The sequence below is a fragment of the Pedobacter sp. genome, assembly GCF_965249885.1.
Lineage (GTDB): Bacteria > Bacteroidota > Bacteroidia > Sphingobacteriales > Sphingobacteriaceae > Pedobacter.
Genome location: NZ_OZ252254.1, coordinates 3,823,601 through 3,842,314, shown reverse-complemented (window position 1 = coordinate 3,842,314; position 18,714 = coordinate 3,823,601). Strand labels below are relative to the sequence as shown.

Sequence of the window (18,714 nt, the reverse complement as noted above, 5' to 3'; positions counted from 1 at the left end):
AACCACCTCGTTCGTCGTGTGAAATCAAATTGAGATATCGTAATTCACCTTAACTTGTTATTCCCTCTAACGGACACTGAACTTATAAACTGCAGATTCTGATGAATTTCCTTTCCAATCAATGGTAACCACTTTCCAATAATAAACGGTATTGCTATTGACAGGGATATCTTTGGAAATATTGTCTGTAAAATTATCCTTGTACAATGCCGGATCTGGTTGCGTGCCAAAGTAAAGGCGATAACTTTTAATATCATTATCAAGATCCAAGGCAGTCCATTGTAGCGTTACAAGATTATTGGTTGGCGTTACAGTCTCGCCCATTTTTGGCGCAACCGCTTCTGCCGGATACGGGATATAATTGCTTTCCCCAGGACCTGAATTATAGAACTTCCAAGTGTCACTAACTGCTTTTATATCACTCTTTGTATTTTTAGAAACCACATACCAAGCGTAAGGCGTACTTTTTTCAAGTGTGGCTGTTTTGGCGTTGTCAAGCACGTCGAAACTCACCGTTTTATTGGTTAGTAAATTTTTAACAACAAGTTCATATGAATCAGTATGATCGGCCTTCTCCCAAGAAAAATCAATCGTATTTTGGCGGTCAGATACAGACTTACCAGACAAGCAGGCTTCATCTTTTGCAGGAAAAACCAACTTTGCCTTTGCCGGCGGGAGCAATTCAGGTTCCGTTTTACTTTTACCGCAACCAACTAGGCCGAGTATAGATAGGAATATGATTATTTTTCTCATTGCTTGATAATTTTTTGAACGTTTTCCGATGTTGCTGAAACTACCTTCAACAAATATACTCCAGCATTTAGCCCGCTTAGTTGTAAATCAATTAGCTCCACTCCTGTTTGAACTTCATCCTTGTAAACAATTTTTCCCTGTGTGTCGGTAATTGAAATGATCACCTTGCCGGTGTAAGATCTAGGAAGCTGTACACTCAATTTATCTCGGAAAGGATTAGGATAGACTAATACAGTAGAATTATAAAAAATGGTTTTATCAAAAGTACCTTGACAAGACTGGTCCGTAGTTACCTTAAGCGTATTTGCCCCAGCTCTCAATGGCAATTCTATCTCGGTCTGGTCAGTGCGTACTACATTACCATTAAGTTCGATAATGTAACTAGTTGCACCGGCAAGCTGCAACCTCAATTTATCGGCACCTGCCGTAACCGATGCGTATACCGCTAACTTTTCAGGTTCAGGAATTACGATAGTGAAGCACTGCCTAAAATCTGCCTGTCCTTCCACTGTTACACAGGCACTATAAGTTCCAGCAGGAAGCTGCTTCACATCCAGTAGATTCGTAAAGTTCAGCTTTCTACTTACACCATTTCCCTCAACTGCAACACTGTAGCGCTGAGAGCTTACCGTGGTTATCGTAAAATATCCGTCATTAACACCTATACAACTTGTACCAAAGCGCTGTATCTTAAAATTATTAACAGGTAACATAAAATAGGCATCAACGAATACAGCTTCGGATGTGGTGGTGTAATTCCCGTTGACGATACTCACCGTATAACTTCCTTTTTGACTGATCTCTATTTCATCTCCTACACTGCCATTGAGGGTTTGCCCGTCCCTCTTCCATACATAACTAAAAGCTTTACCGGTATTTGCCCGCAATATCGCCTTGGCATCATTAATTAACGGCGTAGTGCCTACTATGGTGATGGTTGGCTTAGGAACGAAGATAAATCCGTTGTAAAAAGCGCTCTCCCCTTTGGCGTTGGCCACCATAATTTGCCCGGAAGCCCCCTGAGCAACTACAGCTATTATTTTTGTAGGTGATTCTATCGTAAAGGAAGCTGCCGCCGTGCCACCGAAAGTAACCGCGGTAACAGCTGATAAGTTGGTTCCACTGATGATAATTTGAGATCCACTGCCGCCCACTAGTTCGTTTACTGCACTAATTGATGGTTGTGTAGAAAAAATAAAGCCTAATTTGGTCGCCACACCCGCACTGGTTGTTATTTTGACTGCTCCAGAGGCACCGCTGGCCACTATTGCTTCAATAGTAGTTGCTGAGGTAACCTTGAACGATGCAGCGGCAACATCACCGAAACTTACGCCAGTTACATTCACAAAGTTACTTCCAGTAATTGTTACCAATTGACCTGCAATAGCTGTAGTTGGAGAAAAAGAATTAACTATTGGTGATGGAAGATAGCTGAAACCATTTAACTTGGCGGTTCCACCCGTAGAAACTACCTCAACCTGCCCACTAGCACCATTAGCTACTACTGCTGTGATGGTTGTTGGCGATACCACTGTAAATGAAGTGGCAGCTACGTTACCAAATTTAACAGCGGATACGGCGTTGAAATTATTGCCGCTGATGGTCACCATCTGATTTGTGGCTGCCGAAGTAGGCGAAAAAGTTGTTATTACTGGAGGCGGAAGATAGGTGAAGCCTGATATTTTAGCCGAGCCGATAGAAGTGTTTACCACAACATCGCCACTAGCCCCATTACCTACTACAGCCGTTATTTTAGTAGCATTATTGCGTGTGTACGACTGCGCCGCTACGCCGCCAAAAGTGACGCCGGCTACATTGTCAAAGTTCGTACCTGTAATCTCTACAATACCTCCTGTGGCAGCACTATAGGTGCTTAACGCTGATATGGTTGGTAAAACATCTGCCAATTTAAATATTGTTGTCCCGCCAGGCGTAGTTACCGATAGGTCGCCAGTAACAGGTACTTGCGACGTCGCTGTTAGCTTATTGGAAGACGTTATCACAAATGACGTTACTGCAACACCTCCAAAGCTCACCGCCGTTGCGCCAGCCAAATCAAAACCATTGATAACAATGCTAAAATTTGGTGCTTCCCCAGTTATCGAATATGAAGTGATTGTTGGTTTGCGCACATAAGTAAAACCATCTATAACCGTAACTCCATTTGGGGTAGTTACTCTGATCTCTTGCGGATTGACTGGCCCCAAATTTTGGGCTACCACTGCCTCTATGGTGTTAGTTGACAGCACGGTAAAGCTTTTAGCTTCGATACCGCCGAAGCTTACTGATGTAGCATTTTCAAAAAAATTACCTGTGAGGGTCACTTTCGTATTTTCGCCACCGAGAGCAGGGCTAAATTTGGTGATCTCCGGTGTAGACAAACCCGTTTGATTGAGCAGGATGGACAACCACTGTCCGCTCTTAACCGCCAAATCTGGTTTACCGTCTAGGTTCCAATCTCCCACAACGACATCCCTTGCTATTTGCCCCATGATTATTGGCTTTGCGGAAGGTCCGCTCAAACTCAAGATGGTCGAAGTACTCTTATTTGAATAAATCACTATATTTTCACTAGTTTGATCAACGGCAACCAAATCAGCTTTTCCATCGCCGTCCAAATCAGCTAGCTTGGCATTTAAATGCTGTTCCCTACTATCTTGGAAATAACTTATCCGTGAACTGAACGAAATTGTACCGTTTGAACTTTGATTTTTAAAAATGGAACCATCGCGGGCGCCAGAAAAATATTGAAAGCTAGTAGTAGCCAGTTCTGGCTTACCATCTTCATCAAGATCACCTGCTACAATACTGGTCGTGGCATCGTTAGTTGAGTAATCTTGCTTATTCGCAAAACTAACTACCCCCTTTACACTGGTATTTTTAAGCACTGAAATATTATAAGTAACGAAATTAGCTGTTGCGATATCAAATTTCCCATCGCCATCAAAATCAGCTACGCAGAGGCTCCAAGGTGCCGAGCCTGTAGCATAGTCCTGTTGAGGTGCGAAGTTAAGTTGATCATTAAAGCTAATATTTCTAAGTACAGATATCGTATTTGACTGATTATTTGATGTAATCAGATCGACCTTTCCGTCGCCATCGATATCAGCTGCCACAATATCGGAAGGTGATTGTCCTACGGTAAACAGCTTACCTGTCACAAAAGAGAAATTACCTACGGTACTGGTATTACGGCACACACGAACTCCCCCTGCCTCAATGTTCGCTAGGTCCAATTTTCCGTCGCCATCAAGATCTACAAAAATTACACGGCCTCTGAAAGGAAGATTAATGTAACCAGTCGATGTAAAAGGACGCTTAGGATCTCCGGTATTAAGAAATAACTTATTTGCAGTTAGGAGATCTGGTTTACCATCGCCATCAAGGTCTGCAAAATTCAAATAAGAATCGATATATAATCCGTCTGAGGTGGCAATGTCCTCTTTCGGCGTAAACGAATTTCGTTTTGTAAATACAGTTGCGCCATTATCGTAGGTAACCACAAAAGGTGAACTTGAATAGGCAACAAGCCCGCCGGTTGCTACCGAAATTGGCAGATAGCTTGCTCCTGCAGGAACTTTTACAGACAAGGCTGTAGTGCTTGCACTAAGTACCTCTGCCCTAACCGCTCCAAAGAAAACAATGTTATTTTCTTTTACAGCATCAAAGTTTGCTCCCGACAAAGTTACAACTGTGCCGATTGGGCCCTTCATGGGCGAAAAAGATTGGATAGATGGAATGGGATTCGAAGAAAAACCGTAAAGGCTGCCTGTACCATAAGCTGTTGTGACAGAGACGGTGCCAGAAATACGAGCCGGAAATTGCGCTAATATTTCGGTGTCCGAAGTTACAGAAAAAGTACTTATCTGCAGGCCATCAACAGTGAGCTTCGTTGCTCCTAGTAAGTTAGTACCGGTCAATTTCACTGTATTGTTCACATCAGTAACGGTAACCTCTGCAGCAGTTAGCGTAGGCTGCCGAACTATATTTAGTAATAGATTCGTTTTACTAGGCTGGCCAATCGTTTGGGTGCGATCTACAACTGCCAAGTCCATTTTGCCATCACCGTTGATATCAGCCATAGCTATAGAAGCTATATTATCCCCAACAGCTAACTCCAATATATTACCGAAGGATATTCCGTTATCTGCACCATTGTTTTTAACCAGCGCTAACCTGTTACCAGCGATGGGCATCACCATATCTACTTTTCCATCACCATCCATATCACCAAAAACCGGTAACGAGCCGGAAGATCCGATGGTGTAACTGTTGCCCGCTAAGTAAGAAATTGTACCGTTACTGCTTCTGTTCTCCAAAATTTTTACGTTAGCCGAACTGGCAGTCATGGTAAGAACGATATCTGGAAGGCCATCGTTGTTCAAGTCGGCAATCCTAAAATTGAAATTCGGCAAATTGGTATACTCATATTGTTTAACAAGATTAAAAGTTCCGTTTTCGCTATCATTCTTGAACAACATCAGTCCGTAAGTGCTACCTTTTGATCTGTAAGAGGCTACCAGATCCTCTTTGTGGTCTCCGTCAAGATCAATTAACTGAACACGATCAAAGCTCGCTATATTTAAATCTTCAGGATAAATAGTATGGATGACGTCTCGAAAGGAAGGTTCTCCAGTTGCGCCTATATTCCTAAAAATCGTAATCGGCGAGCTATAACCATACGCCACTAAATCTTCCCTTCCATCGCCATCTATATCACCGCTAAGCATGGTCAAACCTATATTGAACTCTGGCCCAATAATTTCTTTCTTTTCAAATGCCAATGCACCTAGCTTACTTATATTTCTATAAAAGCTTATCGTCGACTTAAAGGCTTGGTTGCCGGTGGTTCTGCTTATAATATCCAATTTTCCATCACCATCTAGATCAGCTAGATAATGACCATCTAAATCTTCCAATTGCAGGCTGTAGCTAGGCCTTGACTTAAATGGTGCGGCAGGGTCCCCAGTATTGTTATACATCTCTAGGTAATCCTGCTTGCCTACCACAAGATCTGTCTTTCCGTCACCGTCCAGATCAGAAAGTGCAACAACTGAAAGTGCGACAGCATTTTTCGAAGTCAGCAGCGTAGTATTTGATTTTGCAAAAGAATTAACGGAGGGAAAAACAGCCGTACCATCGCCGAAACTAACGCTGAAAAATTGACTTGAAACTGTTTTTAGTCCATTTACTACTACCGTCAATCTCGAATAGCTTGCTCCAGCTGGCACAACAGCAGTTAACGAGGTGGAGGTTGCCTCCGTTACTGTACCAACAACACTACCAAAATATACTTTATTTTCTCCCACCACTGAACTAAAGTTCTTTCCAGTAATTGTAACGGTGCTTCCAACGCCACCCAATAGTGGAGAAAATGAAGTAACAGTAGGTGCTTTGTAATTGGAAAATCCACTAAAATTAGCAGTCCCCTTATTACCAACAACCGAAATTACACCTTGCATCTGATTAGGCGAAACCGCAGTAATTTCATTTTCAGATACCACCGTAAAATTTACTGCTGAAGAAACACCAAACTTAACAGCTGTTATCTCCTTAAAATTTTTCCCTTTGATACTCACAAGATCAGTGGAAGGATTGATTTGATACCCCGTAATTGCTGGAGCATTTAGCTGGTTGACCAGGATTGAGGCGGTGGCGCTGGCATGGTTAATTCCCAAATCCAGCCTGCCATCATTGTTCCAATCTGCTATTACTAACCTACCAAGATATGAATTGGAATAACAGATCTCACCAGCAACAAAAGCTATCGTACCACTGGTTGAATTGTTGTCAAACACCTGAAATTTCTTAAGTTCGCTAGAAACTACTAGGTCTGGCTTACCATCTCCATTTAAATCGCCAACCGTAATTTTTCCACTTACAGCTGAAGCTATAGTTTGGGGATCAGCCAGAATAAAGTTCCCTGCGGTGCTTAAATTTTTATAAATGGCCACTCGATCCTGCTCTGAAACCACTACATCAAGTTTATCGTCGCCATCCACATCTGCCAAATTAAAATAAGCAGACTCACTCTTATCAAATGTTACTTCTGTACCGAAGGCAAAAGTGCCAATACTGCTATTGTTTTTAAGAATTCCTAATTTCTTTTGATAAGCGTAAACAATATCTGGTTTTAAATCACCATCCATATCCTGCACCCATACATTGTTATTGGCATAAATAGATAACTTGGTTACTTGAGGAGCTGCGAATGACATTGCGGTAGCTGTACTTGTATTTCTGATCAAGGACAAACCACCATCTACACTCACGCTAATATCCAACTTACCATCTCCATCGATATCAACTAAATTGAGCGCTCCACCGTCTTTACCAATGCTAACAAACACCGCTGAAGACGCAAAATTGAACGAACCCGCATTACTCGTGTTAAGGTAGACACCAACTGAAGAACCGGAAACAAAGACAATATCCAACTTACCATCTCCATTAACATCTCCAGTAGCCATATCAGAAAAAATAACAGGTGGCGTCATTTTAATCGTCGGGCTTGAAAGAAAAGGCTGAATGGCATTACCCGTATTCTTGAACACCAGCGCATTAACTCCATAGGCATTTGATGATACAAGATCTACGTTACCGTCACCGTCAAAATCACCAGTGGCCATAACAGAGCCTTGCAGATAGGCATCGGTACTAGCAGTTACTTCAGACCTAAGCGCAAACGAGTTATTAGTAAATGTCCTGTTATCTGAAGGATAAGTTACACGAAAAGGCTTATTTGAGGTAGCAATCAAGCGATTGACAGTTACACTTATCGGCTTATTGGATGCTCCGCTAGGTACTGTAGCCGTAATCATTGTAGCACTAGCCGCAGTTACAGCGGCCTTTACATCTCCAAAAAAAACAACATTATTAGCAGGCACTGTACTGAAGCGAAGTCCAGTTATGATAACCGAAGTGCCTTCTACACCACTTTGTGGGCTAAAAGAGCTGATTACGGGTTGCGTCTGTCCAAACACATTTGCTATTGCAAGTAGCAGCAACAGCAAAAAGAAAAAGCGTTTATTCATATGTTTGCAAATATAAGTATTTGAAAACAATACGTTTAAAACAAAAATCAAGAAAATCACGTAAAACCCCGTAGGTTGTATAGCTGTTTCGATCTGTTATCGTCGGATCTTATCTAGGAATTGGCTTATAAATGGATAAATCGTCGCGTTTTGTATAAATAGCTTGGAGAGAGCAACTACTTAAATTCTTAACTCCCAACCACGAAATGGATTGAAAGAGCCAAGTGATGGGTTTGGTGACCAATGTTGTGGTTATTTCGGCGAAGTCTAAATGCACTTGACATCGTAACTACAACAAACGAGCTTATTCTACAGATTTGCCGAAAACGGCGATTAGAACAGGCGCATAAGGCGATAGAAGCAGTATGGAATGAATAAATTAAATACTTTACACAAAAAAGAACGAAAGAATGAACTTTACTTTTCATCATTCCGTGTAGTTAACCGACAAGGCTCGAACCAAAACAGTTCTTTATTTGCTTTAATCAAGGCAGAAAAACAAGTTGAATAAAAAACCTCCTTCAATATACCATGAAGGAGCTTTGTGGGCGATACAAGAGAAAACTTGAACCGATTTATGGATGATTTAAGGGTTTGATTGATTTAAGGAGGAATCAGAACGAGGATACTGGGTAGAACTTGAACCAAATTTTAAATCATGCTTAGCGCTACTAATAACTGATAGAAGATTGATAGACTCCGATTTTCAATTATAATGATTTATTTCAATGATGATTCAACTTTCCTACTTTTTTCAACATAAAGATTAAAATAGCGAGACCACCTGCAAAACAGAATACAGGAAAAACCATTTCCAAAACAATGGTTGATGGTTTGAGTTCAACAAAGACTAGCAAACTGCAGGCCACCAGTACTAAGATGATCCATTTGCCAAGCCGCTCTTGTTTACGATATTGCTTACTATAACTGAATTTGCAGCTAGCTACCACAGCATTCATCAATCTCAAAGAGAATCCTTCAGAAGGCACAATTGCCCCATGTTCCTTAAGCAGTTCTTTGAGAATATCTATCTCTTTGTGTTTTGATTTCATAATTCTTTAATTTCACTTTTCAATAATTTCTTCAATTCCCAGTACATCTGTTTACGACTTCTGAGTAAACGCATCTTAATCGCTGATGATTTCATGTCCATGATCTCAGTTATCTCAGCAATGCTTTTGTCTGCAATGTAATGCAGGGTAATGATTAGTTGATCCTCTTTTTTGAGCTTTTCTATAGCCATGCCAAGATATTTCTTTCGGTCGGAGTTAGTTAAACGCTGCAAGGCACTTTCTCCATCACTTACATATTCATTGTCGTCCTCTAATTCAAAAGTCACATTGTTTTTATTTCCTATTTTAGTTAGTGCAGTGTTATAGATGATCCGATATAGCCAAGTTGAAAATTTAGAAGCCCTTTTGAATTGGTCGAGGTATTTAAAAGCTTTCAAGAAACTATCCTGTACTACCTCTTCAGCATCTTCATGGCTACCTACTATCCTAACGGCGATGGTGTATGCCATATCCCGATAGGCGTTAACCAGATATTCAAGCCCTTTTCGCTCTCCACGAAGGGCACTGTCAAGATAATGATCGTCTAGAGTTCTGTTCTTTTTAAATAACATCTGTATGTTAGACTAAGATACAGATGATTTGGTCACAAGTCTTTTAATTGGGTATTTTAAATAAATGTGACCGATGGCTTTGATCGATAGTCTTATGGACAAATAAAAAGTAAGACATGGAAATCACATCAGCAGCATTACTCATTTCAATATCGCTAGTAGTATTCGGAATCACATATTATTTTTTTACAACGCGTCACAAAGAAAGGATGGCTATAATTGAAACTGGGCAATCGCCAGATTTGTTTAAAAGGCAGGGACAATGGCTATATTTTATTTTGACCTCGGGCATGGTGAGCATTGGTATTGCTATAGGAATACTTGTAGGGTCGCTTATACAGACGCTCGTCAATCTAAATGGCTTTTGGGTTATATCCAGTAGCATACTTTTCTTTTTAGGTATCAGTCTAATTCTTTGCTACTTTATCTTAAAGTCAATATTCGAAAAACGTAAAGACTAAATACCATTTTTAATTAATTCAGATTTTTAAATTCCAACAATTGAACAATGAAAACATTATTCAGGCTATTACTATGCCTTTTTTTTAGCGCAGCATTTCAAATTCCATCATATGGACAACCCGAATTAAAAACCTATGATTCGCTACTCAGTACCATTTTTCCAAAAGACGGGCCAGGTGGAACGGTATTGATATCAAAGGCTGGAAAAGTTCTTTTCAACAAGGCCTATGGTAAGGCAAATCTGGAGCTGAATGTACCGATGCGTACAGAACATGTATTCCGACTAGGTTCTATTACCAAACAATTTACTGCGGTATGCATCCTGAAGCTTCTTGAAGAAGGTAAACTTTCTCTAGAAGATGAGTTAATTAAGTTTATCCCTGATTATCCTCTTAATGGCAAAAAAATTACCATTGCAAATCTGCTCACACATACTTCTGGCATAAAAAATTATACCGCTCTATCTACGTTCAATGAAAATCTGAAGCGTCAGGACCGCTCTCCAAAAGAGCTAATCGACTTGTTCAAAGATCAACCGTTGGATTTTGAACCTGGCAGTGATTACAAATACAGCAACTCAGGGTACATTCTCTTAGGTTACATCATTGAAAAGCTGAGTGGGAAAAGCTATGGCGAATATGTGCAAAAAAATATATTCGAGCCACTGCAAATGAGCAATTCTTACTACGACGAGCGTTCGAAGGTAATTTCTGAAAGAATTTCAGGCTATCGGAAAAGAAATGGCAGCTATGAGAATTCAGATTTTTTAAGCATGACTTTGCCTTATGCTGCAGGATCTTTATTATCAACAACTGGTGATCTGTTAAAATGGTACAATGGTCTGGAAGATGGAAAAGTGATCAGCAGAGCTAGTCTTGAATTAGCACATACTTCAGGTCGTTTGGCAAATGGTAAAGAAACTGGTTATGGCTTTGGTTGGGAAATTGGAAATATCCAAGGTAGCAAAGCGATAAAGCACAACGGTATTGTGAATGGCTTTTTTACAGATGTGATTTATCTACCTACTGAGGAAATTTTTGTTTCAATACTAGCTAACTATGAGAATATTGGTGATCTGGATATTGCGGTAGCTAAACTTGCAGCAATTGCTTTAGATAGGCCATACATATTTAATACGAAAGTTATAGAATCCACTGGTTTGCAACAATATCAAGCGGTATACAGTAATCCCTATGAAGGGGAGCGTTTTATCACTAATCAAGATGGCATATTAATGTATTATCATAAAGGTGGCGGCAAGACACGCTTAATCCCATACGGTACAGATATTTTCTTATTAGAGAATAGCCTTAATTCTCTAATGTTTCAAAGAGATGATAAAGGGACAATAAACGGATATCAAATTAAAGGCACTGGTGCTACTTCAATATGGAAAAAAAGCAAGGAAATACCTCTAATCAATCGAATCAACATTTCAAGCCAAGTTCTGAATCGTTATACTGGCAAATATCTTTTTGAACCCAATATGCTTTTTGAAGTTGTTTTAGAAAACGGCAAGCTGTTTGGCCGCGTAGGGAATGATCAAAAAGAGCTCACGCCTTTCGAGGAAAATAAGTTTTATGCCAATGACATTGATGCGACAGTTATCTTTAACCTAGATAAATCTGGTCAAACTATTTCTGTTACAAAAATACAGAATAGTGAAATGAGGGCAAAAAAGCTATAGTGGAGAAAGAATATCAAAACAGTTCGTTTTATTATGGCACTTTTGTGTTCACTAGCTATAATACTTGAGTTCCGATTTTAGGCATTCATATAAAGAACCCGTATTGAGTTCGGATCAAAATCTCCCTGTTAAACGGGCTTTATCCCTATCAAAATTTAGTTATAGCGCAAAATTTTAAAAAATACAAATAATGGTATCTTACGACAAGTAGCAGATATAAAAATCTAAAGAACTTGACCTCGAACCATCAACTTGGATAAATTAACGCTCTTTAATGAAAACCAACTAGGTAAAACGATAAAGTAAGCAATAAACTTTAAGTTCACTTTTGTATAGCTACCCCGACAAGGCTCGAACCAAAGTAGGCCTCCATTTTCCTTTAATCGAACCCTAAGAAACAGGCTAAAAATAAAAACGTCCTTCACAATATGGTGAAGGACGTTTGTGGGCCCAGCTGGTCTAAAATTGCCATTATACTGCGTTATTAATCAAATAGTTATAAAAAGTTTTGCAGCAGCAACCGCAAAAAACATAAAATTTAGTCTAATGTGTATCCATATTTGATACATAAAAACTTAAGGTCTGAGAAAAAATCATTGATGCTGGCAGTAGATTGTTCATCTACATTCACGGATAATCCAACTTTAATCATTGGCTTCCTCATCTCATAGGCTGCCGGCTTCTCATTCTCTTGGTTAGGATCACTGCTCCTGCCATTAGCACTCTTCCATCTATCTAACAAATCAATCTTAAGCTCATCGCCTAACTTGGTGACGGTGTTGAAGTCAGGTGATGACTTTCCGTTACTGATGTTATCTAAAGTTTTGCGGGTAACGTTCAACTTCTGGGCCAACTCCTCCTTTTGCTTAGTGCTTAACCCACTCAAACATTGAGCGATCAACTGATTAATTACATTCATGGAAAAATTTTTCTCTTTGATAATCAAATACTTAATAAATAAATAGAGGTATTTAATGGAAAATAATTTCCATTTGGAAAACTTTTTCCAATCTTTGGAAAGTATTTTCCAAGCCTCATTGAGGTTTGCGCTAAGTCTGACACAAGCACAAAGTAAGGATAAAAATTAATAATAAACAATCACATATAACTGTAATGGTATCATACGAAAATCGTCAGAAACTAAAAGGCAAATTGCCTAAGTCGGTCAGTCACGGATATGATCTGATCAAAGCAAAGCTTCCAAGTTTAACCCGGAAGCAAATCGAACGCGCTTTTAACACAAAAACCGATATGTATTATAACGAAGATGTTATAACTGCAGCTCTACAAGTAGTTAAGGAAGCAAAAGAAAAATCTAATGGACTAGAAGCTGAAATCGAAAAAATCTAAAAACTCATGCAAGCTCTTCCCCCTGGTCTACTTGATGTAAACGGTGAAATATTCGGTGAAAATTTTAAAGTATGGTGCCTATCAAATGGTGAGCGTCTGTGCTTCGATGACTTTCCTCCACAGCTTTTGAGAGCCTTGGAAAAGAAAATGTCTCAAGATATTCAAGCTACCGCTTGCTTAATTGAGTGGAAGGTTCCTGAGGGGGAACGGTTGGAAAGGTTTACTTTCTGTATGTATGCTGGGTTCGACCTAGTTGCAGATTTTAACCATACACATGAGCTGCACGAGCCAGAATACCATAATCAATGCGGCATCAAAGATACATGCCCGTACAAAGGAAAGCTTTGCACAATTCATTTAAAGGTGAAGTTTGGTAAGCTAAGTCCGAGGGAAATAGAAGTAACCAGGTTAATTGGTAAGGAGTACACAGACAGACAAATAGCGATTGAACTTGGTATATCTGTAGATTTCGTCAAAAGTAACCACCATCTTTCGTTCCAAACTGGCCACCAAACCGATTGTTCAGCCTTTGCGAACCTATCCCATCGGTAATACGATATTCATAATCTGGGATCCAGGGAATTTCCAGTAGCTACTCTTTCCAAACCTCTTTTGCTACGCAAAAGGCCACATCTACTCCGTTTATCAACAGAATATAGAACAAGAATTCAACTACATCGGAACAGGCAACAATCTTTCGATTTTAGATAAGTTTAAGAAGCTCTAAAGCATGTAAAACATAGTGACTACACATCAATCCAGAACAACAATCTCAATGCTTAAAACCCTTTAAAATCAGTCAAGTGGTCACTTTTAAGCGAAATCAGGTGGCTACTTTAGAGCGTAATAGGTGGCCACTTTGGAGAAAAAAAAGGTGGCCACTTTTGGAATATCCCCCACTTTAACCACTCATGCACATTTTCTCTGCTTGTGTAGTTGCTGAATTCCCACCTGAACTGTTTCAATGTGAGAACTTTGTTGGTTAATCGGTAACGTGTGAGTATATCATTTACCCTCGCCTTCTCCTTCCCTACAATTAGATTAAGATCTCTAACAATGTCTGGGTGCTCATCGTTGAACTTAAAAGTCTCGGTTCTAGAATCGAAATCGCGGGCGTACCAAATTATATTTATCGGCAACATTCGTGCGTCTCCATTGATCACTATCTGCAAGCCAAAAGGGTGCTTCCCTGTTTTTTTTTGCATTCTGGGATAAGGCTTTATCTGATATGTAATTCTTTGCTGTGGTGAATTCATCGTGCGCATTCTTTTGCAGTACAACAGGCTGTATTAGCCATTCTGTTAAATTTTGCAGCACTTTTGAAGTAGAAAATCCGCCCAGAAATATCATTCAGGGCGGATTTATCTAAAAATTGTGGGCCCAGCTGGGCTCGAACCAGCGACCAAAAGATTATGAGTCTTCTACTCTAACCAACTGAGCTATAGGCCCGGCGAAAACCGATTAGGTTTTGCGAGTGCAATGTTACATATTTGCAGCGAATTTTCGAACACAAAAATGGAAAAAATTAAAAATATTATTTTCGATTACGGCAACGTAATATTCGCTATTGATTTTATTAGAACACAAAATGCTCTTTCACAATTAGGTATACCCAACGTTAACGAATTCTTTGCTCATAAAGGCCACAACCAGTTATTCGACGATTTTGAAACTGGAAGCATCTCCCCGGCTCAATTTAGAGATGGAATCAGAGAGGCCGCCAACCAAATGCAGCTCACCGATCAGCAAATTGATGATGCTTGGAATAGCCTCCTTCTTGGTGTATCTGGTAATAACCACGATGTTTTATTGGAAGTAAAACAAAAATACCGCACATTTTTGCTGAGCAACAACAACAAAATACACTTCGATTGGATCATCGCGTATTTACAAAAAGACTTTGGTTTCAATAACTACGATGATTTTTTTGAACGTGCTTACTTTTCACAAGATACATCCATGCGAAAGCCAAATGTAGAGATATTTGAAATGGTAATTAGAGAGAATAACTTAAATCCTGAAGAGACGCTATTCATCGACGACAGTCCGCAGCATATTGAAGGTGCTAAAAAAGCCGGCCTACATACTTTACTTATGAACGTTCATCCCGAAAAATTGCGTGATTTCTTAGTGCATCACCAATTATTATAGTATATTTAAGGGTAAAACGACAGAAGTATGAGCGTTAAAAAATATCAATCCTTACAGGAGTTCTACCCTTTTTATTTAAGTGAACATCAAAACACCACCAGTCGTGTACTGCACTTCATTGGTACTGCCTTAGTCGTGCTATCTGTTATAGGTGGTGTTTTATTTCATGATTGGCGTTTTCTACTTGCCGTACCTTTTCTAGGTTATGGTTTCGCCTGGATTGGACATTTCTTTTTCGAAAAAAACAAACCAGCCACATTTCAATACCCTGCTTACAGTTTAGCCAGCGACTTCATCCTTTTTTGGGAATTGCTAAATGGCAAACAACCATTCAAGGTCAAATAGTTTTTGCCTATCACCTCATAGATAAAAGCACTTTGATACTTTAGTGCATACCACCTACCTTTATGTTCAATTGAAAATTAACTCAATGCTAACTCAATAATTTTAAAAATGGAAGAAAAAGGTTCAGACATCAGCAAATGCCCATTTCACAATGGCACGATGCATAGCAATGTAGCCGGAAGCGGTACCCGAAATAGAGATTGGTGGCCTAAACAACTTAAGCTGAATATATTACGTCAATATTCTTCTTTATCTAACCCAATGGATAAAGATTTCAACTACGCCGAAGCTTTCAAAAGTTTAGATTATGAGGCGTTGAAAACTGATTTGACGCAGTTAATGACAGATTCGCAAGATTGGTGGCCTGCAGACTTCGGACATTACGGAGGTTTGTTCATCCGTATGGCGTGGCACAGTGCAGGCACTTATCGAGTAAGCGATGGACGTGGCGGCGGCGGACAAGGCCAACAGCGTTTTGCACCACTAAATAGCTGGCCTGATAACGTGAGTTTAGATAAAGCACGCAGGTTACTTTGGCCTATCAAACAGAAATATGGCAACAAAATCTCTTGGGCCGATTTAATGATATTGGCTGGAAACGTTGCATTAGAATCGATGGGTTTTAAAACTTTTGGTTTTGCCGGAGGTAGAGAAGATGTCTTTGAAGCAGCGGAGGATGTATATTGGGGAGCAGAAACTACTTGGTTAGGTAATGATGAACGTTATTCTAGCGGTGCCGAAGGCGTAGCTGCCCGTGGTGTTTTAGTTTCTGATGATGATGCTAATGGCGAAACACATTCTCATGATTTGGAAAAACCTTTGGCGGCTGCTCACATGGGCTTAATTTATGTTAATCCTGAAGGTCCAAATGGTAACCCTGATCCTATTGCAGCAGCGAGGGATATTAGAGAAACCTTTGCCCGTATGGCCATGGATGATGAAGAAACTGTTGCTCTAATTGCAGGTGGTCACACTTTCGGCAAAACACACGGAGCAGCGTCGTCTGATCATGTGGGTAAAGAACCTGAAGCTGGAGGTTTAGAAGACCAAGGTTTTGGCTGGAACAATAGCTTTGGAACTGGAAAAGGTGCCGACACCATCACCAGTGGTTTGGAAGTAACCTGGACCAAAACTCCTACACAGTGGAGCAATAACTTTTTCGAAAACTTATTCGGTTTCGAATGGGAACTTACTAAAAGTCCGGGTGGTGCGCACCAGTGGGTTGCTAAAACTGACGAAGAAATTATTCCAGACGCCTTTGACGCGAATAAAAAGCATAAACCAACCATGCTTACTACTGATCTCTCGTTACGTTTTGACCCTGCTTATGAAAAAATATCAAGGCATTTCCTTGAAAATCCTGATGCTTTTGCTGATGCTTTTGCCCGTGCTTGGTTCAAATTAACACACAGAGACATGGGACCTGTAGCACGTTATCTCGGTCCTGAGGTTCCTAAGGAAGTATTAATTTGGCAAGATCCTGTTCCAGCAGTTGAACATCCATTAGTTGACACTAACGACTTAGCAGCATTAAAATCTAAAATATTAGCTAGTGGCTTAAGTGTTGGGCAATTAGTAAGTACAGCTTGGGCTTCTGCATCTACTTTCCGCGGTGGCGATAAAAGAGGTGGTGCAAATGGAGCCCGTATCAGATTGGCTCCTCAAAGATACTGGCAAGTTAACAATCCATCTCAGCTGGGCACAGTATTAAGTACCTTAGAAAAAATTCAACAGGAATTTAACGCAGCGCAAAGCGATGGCAGGAAAATTTCTCTTGCTGATTTAATTGTATTTGCTGGCGGTGTAGCTATTGAAAGTGCTGCCGAAAAAGCTGGACACACAATCAAAGTGCCTTTTACGCCCGGTCGTACTGATGCAAGCCAGGAGCAAACAGATGTAGCTTCATTTAGCTATATGGAACCAGTGGCCGATGGCTTCCGTAACTATAAAAAAGGAAGAACCAAGGCGTCTACAGAGGAACTTTTAATTGACAAAGCGCAGTTGCTTACCCTAAGCGCTCCAGAATTAACAGTGTTAGTTGGGGGGCTGCGTACGTTAAATGCCAACTATGACGGTTCTTCTTACGGTGTATTAACTCACCGTCCTGAACAACTAAGTAATGATTTTTTCGTTAACTTATTGGATATGAGCACTGCTTGGAAAGCTTCAAGCGACGATAAGGAATTTTACGAAGGTTATGACCGTAAAACTGGCGAAACTAAATGGAAAGCTACCCGTGCCGACTTAGTTTTCGGATCAAACGCAGAGTTGCGTGCCATTGCCGAAGTATACGCCGAAACCGGTGCCGAAACTAAGTTTTTAAATGATTTTGTTACAGCTTGGAACAAAGTGATGAACTTAGATCGGTTTGATTTAGCAAAGTAGTTTCATAATTTTGATTTGTAGGAAGGCTGCACCCTAGGTGCGGTCTTTCTTTGTTTACAACCTTTCATCTACTTTGTAACAAAGTAAGCTATATTTTTGCTTTTCTTATATAAAGTGCCATATTTGCTAAAATGCAACAAACCCAAAATAGCTCAAACTCAGTTTTACCTTCTACACAGGTTATGAAGGCAAGCGCTATTTTGCCGTACGCTTCATCTTTCTCACTAGCTATCAATCCTATTGCTTTAAAACAAAGCAAAGACTTTATTAGCTAAACCCCGATATCCATTCTATCATACTGATTTCGGGGAATAACCAAACCGGATCAATAATTAATGCCTATTGCACTAAAGCAATGAGGTTATCTATTCATTTAATTTCATTATATACATGGAAACTAAGTCAATTTTATTATCTACCAGCGATCACAAATTCTTAAGCGAGCATCTTGATAAAGCCATCATGAGCGATTATAATAGGAAGCGACTGAAGGAAGAAGTGAAAAACGCAAAAGTTTACAACGATATGGAACTACCGGAGGATGTAGTTTCGCTTTATACGGAAGCCAAAATAGAAAGCACAGATAACAATCAACAGTTTGTATTTAAGCTAGTTTTACCGAAAGACGCCAATATAAAACAACAAAAAGTGTCTATCTTTGCACCAATAAGTATTGCGTTGCTAGGCTATCAAACTGGAGATTTAATCCAATGGGAAATGCCCGACGGAATTAAAGCATTTAAGATAATTTCGGTAAGAAAACTACGCGAAGACGAACACTAAAATAAATCAATTGATGCAACCAGAAAGAACAGAAAAATTAAAACGATGGATTATAAAACTTGGTTTTTGGGGTTTTCTGTTCTTTTTAGTTAAAGGTTTGCTGTGGTTAGCATTAGGTTATTTCATTGTAAAGTAACTTA

At 39.8% G+C, this 18,714-nt stretch carries 14 protein-coding genes and 1 tRNA gene; 8 read left to right on the top strand and 7 right to left on the bottom strand.

Annotated elements, in window-relative coordinates; translation table 11 throughout:
• Nucleotides 1–66: 66 nt before the first annotated feature.
• The 4 genes from ACY2A0_RS16315 to ACY2A0_RS16300 all read right to left on the bottom strand — a co-directional run bounded on the left by ACY2A0_RS16315 (nt 67) and on the right by ACY2A0_RS16300 (nt 9,411).
• Nucleotides 67–753: a hypothetical protein gene (locus tag ACY2A0_RS16315; protein ID WP_461790430.1), complete on the bottom strand. Its 687-nt coding sequence runs from the start codon at nt 751–753 to the stop codon at nt 67–69.
• Nucleotides 750–7,787 (bottom strand): FG-GAP-like repeat-containing protein, encoded by a 7,038-nt coding sequence (locus ACY2A0_RS16310; RefSeq protein WP_461790429.1) that lies wholly within the window; start codon nt 7,785–7,787, stop codon nt 750–752. Before ACY2A0_RS16310 ends, ACY2A0_RS16315 begins: the two co-directional genes overlap by 4 nt.
• Nucleotides 7,788–8,512: 725 nt before the next feature.
• Nucleotides 8,513–8,839, bottom strand: coding sequence for a hypothetical protein (locus ACY2A0_RS16305; protein ID WP_461790428.1), 327 nt, complete (start codon nt 8,837–8,839; stop codon nt 8,513–8,515).
• The gene (locus ACY2A0_RS16300; protein WP_461790427.1) at nt 8,836–9,411 is read right to left on the bottom strand and encodes an RNA polymerase sigma factor; all 576 of its coding nucleotides are present in this window, start codon (nt 9,409–9,411) and stop codon (nt 8,836–8,838) included. Before ACY2A0_RS16300 ends, ACY2A0_RS16305 begins: the two co-directional genes overlap by 4 nt.
• 116 nt (nt 9,412–9,527) lie before the next feature.
• On the opposite strand from ACY2A0_RS16300, the gene ACY2A0_RS16295 reads away from it, so the two are divergent.
• Complete coding sequence (locus ACY2A0_RS16295) at nt 9,528–9,872, top strand: DUF6249 domain-containing protein (RefSeq protein ID WP_461790426.1); 345 nt, start codon at nt 9,528–9,530, stop codon at nt 9,870–9,872.
• A gap of 47 nt (nt 9,873–9,919) precedes the next feature.
• Nucleotides 9,920–11,560, top strand: a complete 1,641-nt coding sequence (locus tag ACY2A0_RS16290) for a serine hydrolase (RefSeq protein WP_461790425.1) — start codon at nt 9,920–9,922, stop codon at nt 11,558–11,560.
• A 538-nt stretch (nt 11,561–12,098) separates the two neighbouring features.
• Here the strand turns inward: ACY2A0_RS16290 and ACY2A0_RS16285 are convergent.
• Nucleotides 12,099–12,479 carry a helix-turn-helix domain-containing protein gene (locus ACY2A0_RS16285; RefSeq protein ID WP_461791703.1) on the bottom strand — a complete coding sequence of 127 codons (381 nt, stop codon included), beginning with the start codon at nt 12,477–12,479 and terminating at the stop codon, nt 12,099–12,101.
• A 194-nt stretch (nt 12,480–12,673) separates the two neighbouring features.
• Between ACY2A0_RS16285 and ACY2A0_RS16280 the strand changes: the two genes are divergently transcribed.
• Together ACY2A0_RS16280 and ACY2A0_RS16275 are read left to right on the top strand one after the other, a co-directional pair.
• The gene (locus tag ACY2A0_RS16280; protein ID WP_461791702.1) at nt 12,674–12,910 is read left to right on the top strand and encodes a hypothetical protein; all 237 of its coding nucleotides are present in this window, start codon (nt 12,674–12,676) and stop codon (nt 12,908–12,910) included.
• A 6-nt stretch (nt 12,911–12,916) separates the two neighbouring features.
• Nucleotides 12,917–13,462, top strand: a complete 546-nt coding sequence (locus tag ACY2A0_RS16275) for a hypothetical protein (RefSeq protein ID WP_461791701.1) — start codon at nt 12,917–12,919, stop codon at nt 13,460–13,462.
• 284 nt (nt 13,463–13,746) lie between these two features.
• On the opposite strand, the gene ACY2A0_RS16270 is transcribed toward ACY2A0_RS16275, so the two are convergent.
• Nucleotides 13,747–14,115 carry an Arm DNA-binding domain-containing protein gene (locus ACY2A0_RS16270; protein WP_461791700.1) on the bottom strand — a complete coding sequence of 123 codons (369 nt, stop codon included), beginning with the start codon at nt 14,113–14,115 and terminating at the stop codon, nt 13,747–13,749.
• Between the two features lie 170 nt (nt 14,116–14,285).
• Nucleotides 14,286–14,359 (bottom strand) — tRNA-Ile (locus tag ACY2A0_RS16265).
• Nucleotides 14,360–14,425: 66 nt separating this feature from the next.
• Here ACY2A0_RS16265 and ACY2A0_RS16260 point away from each other — a divergent pair.
• The 4 genes from ACY2A0_RS16260 to ACY2A0_RS16245 all read left to right on the top strand — a co-directional run bounded on the left by ACY2A0_RS16260 (nt 14,426) and on the right by ACY2A0_RS16245 (nt 18,574).
• On the top strand, nt 14,426–15,061 hold the full coding sequence (locus tag ACY2A0_RS16260; protein ID WP_461790424.1) for an HAD family hydrolase: 636 nt from the start codon (nt 14,426–14,428) through the stop codon (nt 15,059–15,061).
• A gap of 27 nt (nt 15,062–15,088) precedes the next feature.
• Nucleotides 15,089–15,406 (top strand): Mpo1-like protein, encoded by a 318-nt coding sequence (locus ACY2A0_RS16255; RefSeq protein ID WP_461790423.1) that lies wholly within the window; start codon nt 15,089–15,091, stop codon nt 15,404–15,406.
• A 108-nt stretch (nt 15,407–15,514) separates the two neighbouring features.
• The gene (katG, locus tag ACY2A0_RS16250; RefSeq protein WP_461790422.1) at nt 15,515–17,791 is read left to right on the top strand and encodes a catalase/peroxidase HPI; all 2,277 of its coding nucleotides are present in this window, start codon (nt 15,515–15,517) and stop codon (nt 17,789–17,791) included.
• A 390-nt stretch (nt 17,792–18,181) separates the two neighbouring features.
• On the top strand, nt 18,182–18,574 hold the full coding sequence (locus ACY2A0_RS16245; RefSeq protein WP_461790421.1) for a GreA/GreB family elongation factor: 393 nt from the start codon (nt 18,182–18,184) through the stop codon (nt 18,572–18,574).
• Nucleotides 18,575–18,714: the final 140 nt, after the last annotated feature.